Origin of the sequence: Paenibacillus sp. FSL H8-0315 (assembly GCF_038005365.1) — a bacterium.
In the GTDB taxonomy this organism is placed as follows: Bacteria; Bacillota; Bacilli; order Paenibacillales; family Paenibacillaceae; genus Paenibacillus_AQ; species Paenibacillus_AQ odorifer.
In genome coordinates, this window is sequence record NZ_JBBOTA010000001.1 from 2,103,426 (window position 1) to 2,116,400 (window position 12,975).

The 12,975-nt window shown below is 40.9% G+C and carries 14 protein-coding genes; 1 reads left to right on the forward strand and 13 read right to left on the reverse strand.

All coding sequences use genetic code 11. From position 1 onward, the window contains the following. Positions 1 to 338: 338 nt before the first annotated feature. From MHB56_RS09060 to MHB56_RS09115, 12 genes are all read right to left on the reverse strand, one after another. A complete protein-coding gene (locus tag MHB56_RS09060; protein ID WP_081383954.1) occupies positions 339 to 1,091 on the reverse strand; it encodes an ABC transporter permease in 753 nt (250 codons plus the stop codon). Beyond that, positions 1,085 to 1,861: an ABC transporter ATP-binding protein gene (locus tag MHB56_RS09065; protein WP_341143500.1), complete on the reverse strand. Its 777-nt coding sequence runs from the start codon at positions 1,859 to 1,861 to the stop codon at positions 1,085 to 1,087. The genes MHB56_RS09060 and MHB56_RS09065 overlap by 7 nt, the downstream gene beginning before the upstream one ends. Next, positions 1,842 to 2,834 carry an ABC transporter substrate-binding protein gene (locus MHB56_RS09070; RefSeq protein ID WP_139330176.1) on the reverse strand — a complete coding sequence of 331 codons (993 nt, stop codon included), beginning with the start codon at positions 2,832 to 2,834 and terminating at the stop codon, positions 1,842 to 1,844. Before MHB56_RS09070 ends, MHB56_RS09065 begins: the two co-directional genes overlap by 20 nt. A gap of 236 nt (positions 2,835 to 3,070) precedes the next feature. After that, positions 3,071 to 3,544: a YhcH/YjgK/YiaL family protein gene (locus MHB56_RS09075; protein WP_076186392.1), complete on the reverse strand. Its 474-nt coding sequence runs from the start codon at positions 3,542 to 3,544 to the stop codon at positions 3,071 to 3,073. A 30-nt stretch (positions 3,545 to 3,574) separates the two neighbouring features. Next, positions 3,575 to 4,429 carry a MurR/RpiR family transcriptional regulator gene (locus MHB56_RS09080; RefSeq protein WP_051491079.1) on the reverse strand — a complete coding sequence of 285 codons (855 nt, stop codon included), beginning with the start codon at positions 4,427 to 4,429 and terminating at the stop codon, positions 3,575 to 3,577. A gap of 23 nt (positions 4,430 to 4,452) precedes the next feature. Next, a complete protein-coding gene (locus tag MHB56_RS09085; RefSeq protein WP_341143501.1) occupies positions 4,453 to 5,331 on the reverse strand; it encodes an ROK family protein in 879 nt (292 codons plus the stop codon). Between the two features lie 23 nt (positions 5,332 to 5,354). Then, positions 5,355 to 6,044, reverse strand: a complete 690-nt coding sequence (locus MHB56_RS09090) for an N-acetylmannosamine-6-phosphate 2-epimerase (RefSeq protein ID WP_036679646.1) — start codon at positions 6,042 to 6,044, stop codon at positions 5,355 to 5,357. Positions 6,045 to 6,068: 24 nt separating this feature from the next. Then, a complete protein-coding gene (locus tag MHB56_RS09095; RefSeq protein WP_081382492.1) occupies positions 6,069 to 6,911 on the reverse strand; it encodes a carbohydrate ABC transporter permease in 843 nt (280 codons plus the stop codon). A gap of 13 nt (positions 6,912 to 6,924) precedes the next feature. After that, positions 6,925 to 7,800 (reverse strand): carbohydrate ABC transporter permease, encoded by an 876-nt coding sequence (locus MHB56_RS09100; RefSeq protein ID WP_076129168.1) that lies wholly within the window; start codon positions 7,798 to 7,800, stop codon positions 6,925 to 6,927. A gap of 84 nt (positions 7,801 to 7,884) precedes the next feature. After that, positions 7,885 to 9,291, reverse strand: a complete 1,407-nt coding sequence (locus MHB56_RS09105) for an ABC transporter substrate-binding protein (protein WP_076129167.1) — start codon at positions 9,289 to 9,291, stop codon at positions 7,885 to 7,887. 147 nt (positions 9,292 to 9,438) lie between these two features. Next, positions 9,439 to 10,080 carry an SGNH/GDSL hydrolase family protein gene (locus MHB56_RS09110; RefSeq protein WP_341143502.1) on the reverse strand — a complete coding sequence of 214 codons (642 nt, stop codon included), beginning with the start codon at positions 10,078 to 10,080 and terminating at the stop codon, positions 9,439 to 9,441. Between the two features lie 4 nt (positions 10,081 to 10,084). Beyond that, positions 10,085 to 10,996, reverse strand: a complete 912-nt coding sequence (locus MHB56_RS09115) for a dihydrodipicolinate synthase family protein (protein WP_341143503.1) — start codon at positions 10,994 to 10,996, stop codon at positions 10,085 to 10,087. 507 nt (positions 10,997 to 11,503) lie between these two features. Here MHB56_RS09115 and MHB56_RS09120 point away from each other — a divergent pair. Next, positions 11,504 to 11,689, forward strand: a complete 186-nt coding sequence (locus MHB56_RS09120; RefSeq protein WP_036679656.1) for a hypothetical protein — start codon at positions 11,504 to 11,506, stop codon at positions 11,687 to 11,689. A 200-nt stretch (positions 11,690 to 11,889) separates the two neighbouring features. On the opposite strand, the gene MHB56_RS09125 is transcribed toward MHB56_RS09120, so the two are convergent. Further along, positions 11,890 to 12,819 (reverse strand): aminoglycoside phosphotransferase family protein, encoded by a 930-nt coding sequence (locus tag MHB56_RS09125; protein ID WP_076218773.1) that lies wholly within the window; start codon positions 12,817 to 12,819, stop codon positions 11,890 to 11,892. Positions 12,820 to 12,975 lie beyond the last annotated feature (156 nt).

Sequence of the window (12,975 nt, forward strand, 5' to 3'; positions counted from 1 at the left end):
AATCTGGTTGTAAATAAATTAAACTAAACCTTTTTATACTTTTATGAATATAATTTCCAATAGTTTTGCAAGAAATCAAGAGATTTATTAGTTTTTTTAAAACAAATTCCCTCTTTTCATCTCACCATCTTTATATTTTTCTAAAATAAACGGGGGTTTACAGCCCTAAGTAAGTTTAATTTTCATTTTTTTCTTCATTTATTTTACTGTTTTATTTTTCCATTCAAATAATAATGAAACTAAAATTAATTGTATTGCCCCCAAAAAATCATATAAAAAAAGCTCCCCCTTGCCTAAACTCAGGCAAAGGAAAGCTATAGTTCAATCTCCAACTAAATTTAGTTCCGCCACTTCATAAACTTGTAATCAAGAAAATCAACAAGCAAGAAGAGAATAAAACCGACCAAGCTGAACAACATAATTCCCGCATACATCTCCGGATAATCTAATCTTAACCACGCATCCATGATGAAAAAGCCCATACCGTGCTCTGTTCCATAGATCTCCGTAAAAAACAGTACAGATATCGCCGTTCCAAGCGAAATACGAATCGTACTCAGAATTACTGACAATGCACCCGGCAGTGTCACATGCCAGAACTTCTGCACAGCGCTGGCACCTATACTAGTTAAGACATCATAGGTATTGTCCGGAATAGCCTTAACCCCATCCCTTACCGAAATGATGATCTGAAACAATAAAATCAGCATGATCATTAGGATTTTGGACGTCTCCCCAAGCCCGAAGAACAGCATCACTACTGGAAGCAGGGCAATTTTGGGAACAGGATACGTCAAGTAAACCACAGGGTCCAGCAGTTTGTTCCAGGTCAATGAACGTCCCATTAGAAGACCTATAAGCAGTCCAATAATTAACGCCAGTACCACACCTGCAAAAATTCTGAACAAGCTATACCCTACATTTATAGCAATATCCTGCGCCCCTAACTGAAACATCGCCTTATATACAGCAAAGGGACTTGGCAGAATCGAATGGTTCATAAGTAAAAATGCGATATACCAGACTACATTCATACAGACAAATACAAATAGCAGCCTTACTAGATGATGAAGTCGACGTTTGTTTACCATATCTCCTGCATTACCTTTCTAATCCGCTTAGTCTGCTCAAAGAAATCCACACTGTCCCGCTTATCCTCATGCTTCATATGAAACACCAAATGATTATCAATAATTTCAGGTGTAGTTTCTTTGTTGGACGGCATGACGATAATCTTTTGCCCCAGCAGAATCGCTTCTTCCACATCATGAGTGACAAATAATGTAGTCGTCGGGTTAGCCATCCAGTTCTCTAAAAAGAGGACCTGCAGCGTTTCCCTTGTTATCGCATCGAGTGCAGAGAATGGCTCGTCCAGCAACAGAATAGTAGGCAAAATGGCAAAAGCTCTGGCAATCGCTACTCTTTGCTGCTGGCCTCCACTGAGGGATAAGGGATAACGTTCTGCTAAATCAGAGATCCCCATCGACGAAAGCCACTGCTTAATCTGCGTCTCCCGTTCTTGCTTGGATGAACTTGCCGTATGCGTAATCTTCATTGCGATTTGAATATTATCATGTACAGTCTTCCAAGGAAGAAGCCCATAGTTCTGCGGCACCAGTCCAATTAACGTTTCTTTTTCGTGCACAGATTTCTCATTAAAAAGAATTTGTCCCTGATAACTAGGCAGCAAGCCCGCAATCGCCCGTAATAAAGTAGATTTCCCGCTGCCGGAGGGTCCGATAATGGTGTAGATCCCATGATCCGGCAAAGATAAATCCACCTGACCTAAGGCTAATTGTCCGCTCTTATATTCTACTTTCAGATCCTTTATGGCGAGTCCTTTATTTCTTGAATTGGACATCAGAAATCACATCTTCAGCCGAGATATTTTTGCTGAGCAAACCTTTTTCCCGTGCCCAAGCAAATGCAGCCTCTACTTCCTTCACATCCACTTGATAAGCTGGTACATAATCCGGTACTTTGATCTCATCTTTTAATGTCTCTGGATATCCTACTTCTTTGATTACAAGATCGATATATTCAGATTGCTCATGGGATTTCATATAAGCTACTGCTTCATCATATGCAGCATACATACTGCGGATAGCTTCTGCTTTGGCATCAATTGCAGTTTGCGGGAAAGCTAATACGAACGGATTTACTCCCGCAGTTAGCGTTGAGCTCAGTACACGCAGGCCTGAGGTTTTGCCCATCGTTACAAAAGGTTCTGGCAAAATTGCCGCATCCGCCTTATTATTCTTAAGCAATTCTAAACGGGTCGGAATCTGTGGAACCTCTGTCACTGTAATATCAGCTTCGGTCAGACCTGCTTGTTTCAGCATCATGGCCACTGTATATTGTGTGGAGGTATTTTTGGACAAAATCACGGTTTTCCCCTTCAAATCCTTCACATCCTGGATCGATTCATTTCCAGTCAGTAAATCAAATTCCCCAAAAGTTGTACTGGTGATCTTCACATCCAGTCCAGCCTCATTGTAAATGGAGATCGCAACCAGGTCAGCACTTAGACCATCCAGCTTGCCTGCTTGAAAAGCTACATCCCGATCTTTGGCGCTTTTAAACGTCTGGATGTCCAGATCCACACCGTGGTTTTTATCGAAACCTTGTTCATGTGCGATGATAAAAGGAATAGCATCAATCGAGGGTAATAAACCGAGCGACAAGGAGGTAACTTCTTTTGCAGCCTCTGGAGCAGCTCCCTCTGACGATTCTGTATTTGTATTATTTTTCGAACCACAACCGACTGCAAGTGCAGCGATGACAACAACCATCATAGATAACAACAACATTCTCTTTAGACCTTTATTCTTCATTTAACTCTCCTGCCTCCATTATTCTTTCTATAGTGTAATTCTCTGTAATATTCTTTGCTCACTCATAAATGTGCATGCAAAAAAATCCTTAAGCTCTACAAAAAAAGCTTTAGGCATGTTAAGTTTACCACCAATCTTTATATTTTGTATATTTATAAATTTAGATATAAGTAAATAGAAGCGATGCAAAAAAAGCTGACAGCGGAATGGTTCCGCTACCAGCCTCAATCTCTATGTTATGGAGTTAGTAGATTTGTATGGATTTTAATGACAGCTTTTTTAATCTGCTGCCCCGGTTGACCCATACCCGGTCTGTGAACATCATGAGGGAAAAAGACCGCGAACATTCCAGGCTTCAAAGATAACAATATTTCATCTGCTGATGGGGGATAAAGCGCATATTCTCCTTCGGCATCGTAAGGCTTAATGGGCTCGATCCCTTCTTGCAGGGGTGCCCAGCCAATCGTTTCTTCACCTTCGATCAGATAATGCACATCAATATAAGTCTCATGCTTCTCTGCGACTTGTTCCTCCAGCGATTTTGCCTCCAGAGCCATAATCGAAGCATACATTTCGTTCCCGCGGATTTCGATTCGCCCAAGATCAGGATCATGTTGTAAGATTACTTTCAATTCCTCAATAGCCTCAACAATGACAGGATTCTCATACTTGATATGCTCTTCCCAAGATGACAAAGAACCTAAGATCATAACTTCCCATTCCCCTCACATCTTAATGTGCTAAACCAGTTTCTCACTGACTGCTGAAGCTGTAGTTTCTTTATTGATTATGGATTGCTCACTAGTCTTCTTGAAATATTCTACATATAAAATATCAAGCAGATAGAGCTGCGATATCTTTGCAGATAATGAACCCCCTTGCAGCGGTCCTTCATTAGCACCACATAGCAGGGTCAGATCGGAGTACGAGGTTAACGGTGACTTTTCAAACCTGGTAATGGATATTACTTTGGCTCCTCGTTCCTTTGCTTTTCTCGCAACCTCAATGCTATCCTTGGTCGAGCCGGAATAAGAAATCACAACAGCGACATCCCGGTTAGACATCAACGCTGCCGACATCATCTGCAGATGTGAATCCATTAAACATTCCGTTTTGTTCGTAATACGCATAAATTTAATCTTGGCTTCCATAGCTGTGACTAGAGAAGAGCCCACACCGAAAAACAATACACGTTCTGCATTAATCAAATACTCAATGGCCTCACTGATCTTCTGTATATCAATTAAATTATAGGTCTCGTTGAGTGCACTTACATTCGTGGTCAGCACTTTAGAAGCAACAGCTTCAATTGTATCATCCATCAGAATTTGATCGGTAAGCTGCGGGATCTCATTCTCCACAGTGATGCTATGTGCCAATGCGATCTTGAACTCTTGATACCCTTTATAACTTAAAGATTTGCAAAATCGAAATATACTTGATTCCCCAACATCACATGCATCTGCAAGATCAGTAATCGACATGTAGACTACACTTCTCGTATTCTCCAGTACGTAGTCCGCTACCTTCTTCTCCGTATTTGTCAAATTATTGTATTTAGAATGAATTGAAGAAAAAATACTGATTGTCCGCAAAAAAGCCCCTCCTTTTCAATAAATTAATGTACGAATAAGGAGGAAGCTCCCAGCAGACCTGCCTTATTCCCTAATGAGGCTTTAACAATTCTCACTCCCGCAAAGCTTTCCATAATCAAAGACTTCGTGCGTTCTTCTACCCTTCGAACCAAATCTTCTTGTTCCATTACGCCGCCACCAATAATAATCGCGGATGGATTGAAGATATGTGTGATAGAAGCTAAACCCACAGCCACCTCAGTAATCCATAGATCTAGAATACGATCAAGCTGCTCATTTCCGCTCTGTATTTTATCAAATAAAGCTTTTCCGTCCGTGCATTCGGGATCTGCCAGCTGAGCCATCTTCACTAAAGCTGTAGTTGAAGCGTATTTCTCATAATACGGCAGTCCTTCTACTCCGGATGGGGCCGACAATGGGTGAGTAAAGATATGGCCAAATTCAGCCGCTACCCCATTAGCCCCTTTATAGATTTGGCGATTAATGACGATCGCACCGCCAATGCCTGTGCCAAAGGTTAGACATAAGAAATTGTTAAAGCTCTGAGCAGCTCCATAATAAGCTTCGCCTAATGCTGCTGAATTCACATCGTTCTCTACCATAACAGGTTTATGAAAATGATGGGTGACAATATCCTTAATTTTCATTCCAGTATATCTAGGTATATTTTCGTTAGCATAGACAATAAATCCTTCTTCTGCATTAACTTGGCCCGCGGTGCTTATGGCAATGGCATCAAAATGATCGTATTCTGCAATCTTTTCCAGCATTCTTGAGATTACATGGGGTCCCCCCAAGTAGCTTTCTGTTGCATACTCCTTGAAGTCATGTACATTCCCCTGTTTATCGCATATACACATCTTGGTATTGGTACCGCCAATATCTACGGCTACAATTCTCATTCCCATCTACCCTCTCTGGCGTTCTACTGAATAGCGTTCACAAACCGTTTCGTAATCTCCATCGGTCTCGTGATCGCAGAGCCAACCACTGCTGAATACACACCTAAATCAAACATGGTCTTTAATTCTTCAGGAGTGGAAACCCCACCTTCAGCTATAACGGGAACAGAGAAGTTGTTGACGATTTGCTGAACCAATTCAAAATCTGGCAAGTTGCGGCCTTTAGTAGCCTCTGTATAACCGCTCAAGGTAGTTCCTATCAGATCAAATCCCAGCTCAACAGCCTTCGCAGCTTCCGCAAATGTAGAACAATCCGCCATAAACAGTTGATCTTTATAGGTCTCTTTTAAAAGTGGAAAAAGTTCAGAAATAGTAGATCCGTCCGGGCGAATCCGGTCTGTAGCATCCATAGCAATGATATCTACCCCTTCGCGGTACAGCTCATCGACTTCCTTTTGAGTGGGTGTAATAAAGACTTCAGAGCCTTCATACACCTTTTTGATTATCCCAATGATCGGCAGATTCACTTGCTTTTTGATTTCTTGAATATCCGCTACGCTGTTTGCCCGAATTCCAGAAGCCCCGCCTAAGTAAGCAGCATAAGCCATTCTCCCCATAATAAACGGGCTATGCAGCGGTTCTTCTGGTAAGGCTTGACTGGAGACGACTAGTTTATGTTTTATTTTTTTAAGTACATTATTTTCAGTATTCATCAGTAACCCACTCCACATTTTTATTTATTCTTTAACTGCTCCTGCCGTAATCCCATTGGTGAAGAACCGTTGGAATAACATGAACACTAGCAACATCGGAATTGCAGCGATGGTAGCTCCGGCCATTTTATAAGCGAAATTAGGATTCAAATCCTGCATTAAGGTCGCAGTACCAACCATTAATGTTTTCATTTTGTTCTCTTGGCCTATAACCAGCTGCCACAAATAATCATTCCAGACTTGCACGAAATTCAGAATAAATAAGGCTCCAATACCAGGTTTGACAATAGGCAACATGATGCGCGTGAAGATTCTCCATTCATTTGCACCATCTATTCTCCCGGCTTCTCTTAAGGCATTAGGGGTTAAATCGAAGAATCCCTTTAATAGGAACACTCCAAATGCACCCGCCACGTTCGGCCAAATCATACCGTTATAACTATTTACCATTCCAAATTGTTGGGTGATCCGGAATAAGGGTACTATCATAATTTCTTTAGGAATCATCAAACTTGATATAAAGATAATGAAGATTATATTTTTACCTTTAAAATTAATCTTTGAGAACGCATAAGCGGCCATAGAGCCTACAACAATAACCAAAATAGTAGAAATACCAGATACATAAATACTATTAAACGTCCATCTTAAAGCCGGCTGGTTCTGAAATACATCCACATAGTTGGAGAATGTAATCGATTTGGGCCACCAGTCTGGAGGCATCTTCACAACATCCGAGCTGTTCTTGAGTGAACTTGTGAATAACCAATATAGTGGAAAAAGATTAAGGAGTGCGAAGAGGATAATGATCACATTCGATATCACATCAAACTTCTCTCTCTTTTTCTTGTTTTTAATCTTCGACATGTTGTATTCCCCCTCACTTCACCTTAATCATGCTTCGTAGCTGTGGCACAGACAATATCAATGTAATCACGAACATGATAACCCCTACCGCAGAAGCTACACCGAGTTGGTTATATTTAAAGGCATTATTATAAAGGTAGTACATCAGCGTTACGGAGGAATTGTTCGGTCCGCCACCGGTCAATAACTGAATAACTACAAAGATTTTTAATACGGCAATAATATTGATAATCGTAATATAAGTTGTTGTAGGTCCTACCGAAGGAATCAGGATCTTTGTAATCACTTGCCATCTGCTAGCACCATCGATTTCTGCTGCTTCAAAAAGCTCTTTCGAGACACCAATCATCGCAGCTATATACAGAATAATTGCCTGGCCCACGTTAGTTGCGAAGGTTACAAATATCACGACTGGCAGAACCGTCTTTGGATTTCCCAGCAGATTAATCGTCCCTAGTCCCATGTCTTTATATAGATAAGAGATAAGTCCGTTAGCCGGATTCAGCAAAAAGCTCCAGACCATACTCATAACCACCATGGACACCATTACCGGGATATAATAACTTCCTCTAATAAAGGAAACGTACTTAGCATTCTTATCAAATACCGCAGAGGCTACGAACAATGCAAACCCCACTGTAAGTAGAACGATAAATATTACGAACACAACGGTGTTGATAGTAGCCTTAAAAAATACCGGATCATTAAACAATGTGGTGTAATTGGCAAAACCCACAAACTTCTCGCTGTCATAATTAATCTGGTATAGACTCAGCCGCATCCCTTCTAAGATCGGATAGACAAGAAAGGCTAAGAATACTATCATCTGAGGTAAAATAAACAGATAACCTGTAATATTCTCTTTTAGGTAATTACTACGTAGTTTCATATCGTTTACCTTTCTAATTAACAGCCCTAGAGTCTCTTCAGACCCTAAAGGCTGTCAATCGTGTATTGTTTATCTGGTCTTAGATTATTGGAAAATTACAGAGCCAGCTTTATTGGTCTCAATCACCTTGTTGCCACTTGCCTGATAATCTTGCACAAACTGTTCCGGTGTCTTAGCTCCCATGTAAAGTGCTTGTAGCTCTGGATATAAGACCTCTCTTAATTGGCTGTATCCTGGAACGTTGCCTGTGAAGTTGAACAAATATTTAGAGTTGGCATCGTAAGCTGCAAACAGTGGATTCTCCGCTTTAAGCGCTTCGGCTACAGAACTTCTTACAGGAATACCATTCTTAGAGGATTTAACTAACTCAGGATCGCTTGAGAAGAACTTCACGAAATCCTTAGCTACTTCAGTCTTCTTAGCATCTTTGGACTTGAATACACTAGCGCCTACAACATAAGTAAAGGATAGAGGATCTCCGCTTTCCGACGGAATATTAGCAAGTCTCATATCGAATTTCGCTGCCGTACCGTCCGCCATATTTGCTTTCGTACCATTAAATAGAATCGGGTTAGTGAAACTGATTGCTAATTGCTGATTTTGGAACATAGCATTGGCATCATTAGAAGAAACAGATTCTGCGCCTGGATTTGTATATCCGCCGTCATATAGGTTTTTCAGCCAAGTTGCAGCTTTAACTCCGTTCTCATCATTCAGGACAATGTTGCCTTGATCATCAAAGAACTTATTGCCGAACATTCTCATATAGGCAAGGTTCCATGTATCGCCCTGATTATTTACAGCGAATAATGCCATTGGATATGCATTGGAATACTTATCCTTCGGCAGATTGTTTTTCAGACCCTCAAGAATTTGTTGATATTCATCCAAGTTCCAAGTTTTGATTTCGGATTCTTCACCCACAAACTTTTCTAAGCCTGCTGCTTTAAACATGTCCGCGTTGTAAACCAAGGTGCCTGGGTTGTGCTGGAATGGATAGAAATAAATATCTTCTCCGAACGTTACAGCGTCCCAGTAGTTTTGAGCAATATCGCTTTTCGCGTCTTCATCAATGATGTCGGTCAAAGGAACCAATGCTCCCCGGTGAACGTAATCCCCCATCGGGAATACACTCTCAAAGAACACATCTGGAGGTGTTCCTCCGCTTAAGTTAACGTTAAGCAATTGATCGCGCTGATCTCCAGCAATGACCTCTATTTGAATATCTGCATCGTATTTATCATATTGTGCTTTGAATTTCTCAGCGGCGTGCTTTAGGAAGCTATCATAGTCCGCGCCTGCCTCCGTGGCATCCACAACACCCTTCCACTGTGGAGTCAGCCATACTCTGATCGCCACTTTTTCCTTCCCAGACGCAGAAGAATTATCGGATGTATTAGAGCTCGCAGCATTGTTACCTGAGCAACCTGAAATTAAAGAAATAATCACCATTAGCGCAAGCATTGCCGAGAGTAAACGTTTTTTCTTCATTTATAAACCTCCCTAAAAGTTTTGTGAGCATTACCTTCTCTGAATCGCTACGTACAAAACTCGCATCGAAAGCATACGCTTAAAGTTTTGTGAGCATTATCTTCTCTGAATCTCTTCGTACAAAACTCGCTCGAAAGCATAGAACCTTTAATTTAAAATCCGTTTGGCATGGTATTGCACTAAATCGGCCATGCTGCGATGTCCTTGCGGATCAAGATGCATATAATCAATTTCATTCATCGATACATGGTCTCTGGAATCTACAAAGTGGATACCAGTTCCCGTTAGCAAAGCTGCAAGATGCTCAGCGAGCTCCATAGACTTCTCACTACATCCGCTACCCATTGGTTTGCCAATAGGGGTATGAATATACTCTGCTCCAATCGGAGGGGGCGCGATTACTAGAACCTCTGGAGCCTTCCCCTCAGGTCCTGCACTGCTACCTTTAGCTTTAAGAGCCAGCCTAACAATACCTTGTGCGATGTTATAAGAAGTTAATCCAAACCTTTCTTTGGTATCATTGGTTCCAAGCATGATCACAACCAAGTCTAATGGCGAATGTGACATCAGGCAGGGATAGATATAGGAAATTCCAGAAAGTCCTTCGAATAGAGGGTCCTCACTGACACTTGTTCTGCCGGGAAGTCCTTCTTCGATCATTCGGTAGGCGTCACCCAATTCTGTATGAAGAATTCCCGTCCAACGAATATCATCCTTAAATCTGCGGTCTGTCTCTGCGTCGTAGCCCCAAGTATTAGAATCGCCAAAGCATACGATGGATTTCTTCATTGTCTTAACCGCAATATCTTTCAATAGCTTGATCAATCAATTTTATAATGTCTGCGATCGGACCAGCATCTTTAGCGGCTACTGCCTCAAGCGGTGCTCTTACGCTACCAATGTTTACGCCTCTTAATTTTAGAATCTCTTTTATTCCGGCATACATGGCACCTTTGAGCGAACAAAGGGCGATGATAATATCGTTGATATCGCTTTGAATTTGTCCAGCTTCTTCGAACTTACCAGCCTTAACAAATTCATTTGCTTGCAGGAACAGCTCAGGCATAACCGCATAGGTTCCACCGATTCCCGCATCCGCTCCCATGATTCTTCCCGCAACATATTGTTCATCCGGTCCATTAAATACCACTACATCTTTTCCACCCACTCTTTTGAATCTTTCAATATCCATAGTCGGCATGGAGGAGTTCTTCACACCAATCACCTTTTTGTTCGCAAGCAGCTTCTCAAATAGGGACGGAGTCAGTGTATATCCAGTAGTCTGAGGAATGTTGTAGATGATGAAGCTTAGAGGGGTTGCCTCCATAATCTCGCTCCAATATTTATAGACTGCACTATCAGGTAACTTGAAATATATAGGCGGGATTGCGGATAATGCATCGTATCCTAAGGTTGCAGCATGTTTCGCTAACTCAATACTATCTCTAGTGGAAGGGGCACCCACGTGGGCAATCAGTGTCATTTTACCTTTCAGGTTACTAGCTACGTAGCTTAGTACCGCTTTGCGTTCGTCGAGACTCTGGTAAATACATTCTCCTGAGCTGCCTCCCACATATACACCTTGAACTCCTTTTTCAAATAAATAATCACATAAAGCATGCGTCCGGGATTCCGAAATATTTCCTTGATCGTCATAGCAGGCATAAAAGGCAGGTATAATTCCGTGGAACTTTGTGAGTGTCATTGTTAATCCCCCTTAAGTTGTGAGCGGTTTCTTTTCTACATAAACAAAATATCATTATATTTTGCTTTTGTAAATTATTTTCTCTATTTTTAGAAAAATAAAATTTATTTCCACCAATCTTATTTATGATTAGCAAAATAATGGTTTTCAGTGCAACTCGCAGCTAATAATCATTTATTTTTCCATATTCATTAGAAAATAATCCTGTAAATTCTCCACCCTAAATTTATTTCTTCAGGGCAGTATTTGTTGGATATACGGATGTAAAATAATTTAAAAAGGTGGTACTAATGAGTATCCTTTCAGCTTCGTTAAAAATGTCTCCTACAGGGAGACACTTCTCTCCAGATGAAGCACAAAACCTAAATAACACACAATGTTCACTGAATAATCTGTGTTTTACAGACGGACACACCTTTTAAAAAATGGAGTTTAGGATTATAATGAAAGCGTAAACAAAGAACAACAAAATCTATTTTGTTTCTTCGCCAAAGGAGGCTGGAGGAAATGCTAGCAGGACTTAAGGAACTTAAAAATTGGGTGACAGAAAACTGGAATCCAACATTGAATACAGGTAATGAGGACTACCGGAAAATGGAGTACTCCGTGGAGCGCCATCTGCACACTCCGCAATCTCCGAAACCACTTAGCTATGAAGAAGAGGCTCGCATCAAGACCGTTAAATTTCATTAACTAACCCTTCAGATAAAGATTGATTCATAACGAAGACATCAGACCGCCAGTTCTGGAAGCAATTTCAGTGGATGCGGTCTTTTATTATGCCTTGTAGTTGTATACCGAAAAAACCTCCTCCACCCTAAAGGGTGAAGAAGGCTAATAGGTTACTTTCAAGGACATGGCAGTAGGTTATCAATTCAAAGGCCTTGTTTAGTTCATCCTTCGATAAACCTCAGCGCGCGTTCCGATTGATAATCAGCTAGGCCTTGGGCGAATTGTTGATCAGGAAATCCTCTATGCAGCAGCTTTAATCCACCTGAAGTTAAGGAGACATGATGGTGGAATTGATAAAATAACAGCCTATCATGATCCAGAGCATCGTTCTTTAAGTACCGGTAAAAATCCCCAAATCTCATCTGCAAAAAACTATGCTCATGCTCAATATCATAAAACATTGCTCCTTCGATATCGATCAAGAAAGGTTCCAGTTTATCGTTAACCATAACATGGTCAGGACCCAGTTCCCCGTGAATAAACCCATATTGCTGTCTGGGTTGAATTTTTGATTCAAGCTCGTACAACTTATCGAGCAGTTTGCTTTGATTAGACCTGATCTTCTCAATATGTTGGGAGGCATAGGCTAGCTGTACTTTCGCATTTTCCATTTGTAATAAATGACATTGCCCCATGCTGCTCTCGTTAGCATTTGCTTTCCCAAAAACATGCCTCTCGTGGGTATGCATAGCAGTAAGCATCTCCCCCACACGCTGAAAAACTTTATCTTGAACACGTAACTCGGGATGATGAAAATAGGTTTCTGCCATTCTTCCATCTATATATTCAACCAGAGCATAATCGAAAGAGTAACGATCTCTTACCTTATTCAGATCATAAAGAGCAGGGGTCTGAATTCCATGTTGTGTTAAGTACCTGTTATTTAATTCGAATAAATGACTTCCATAGGATTGTTCGTTTATATCTTCATTTTCTTTTTCTTCTTTAAAATAATTCATAGAAAGATCCCACACATACAAAACGCAGGAAAATCCATTACTGCACTCAATCTTGTAGACCACCTTTTGTGCGCCGCCATGCATGCGCGAAACACGAGCAACGAAATAACTGCTGCCAAAAACCCTACTAATATAATCCTGTAAGTCAGCCTTATCGAGATGACAAGTAACGTCCATTAACAACACTCCATTTATTAGGTTTTGCCGGCTTCACAATAGTAAATAAAATCCAGCCGAAAGTATAGACTTATTCTTTCTGATCAATTATGATGTTGAATAAGGTCTTGA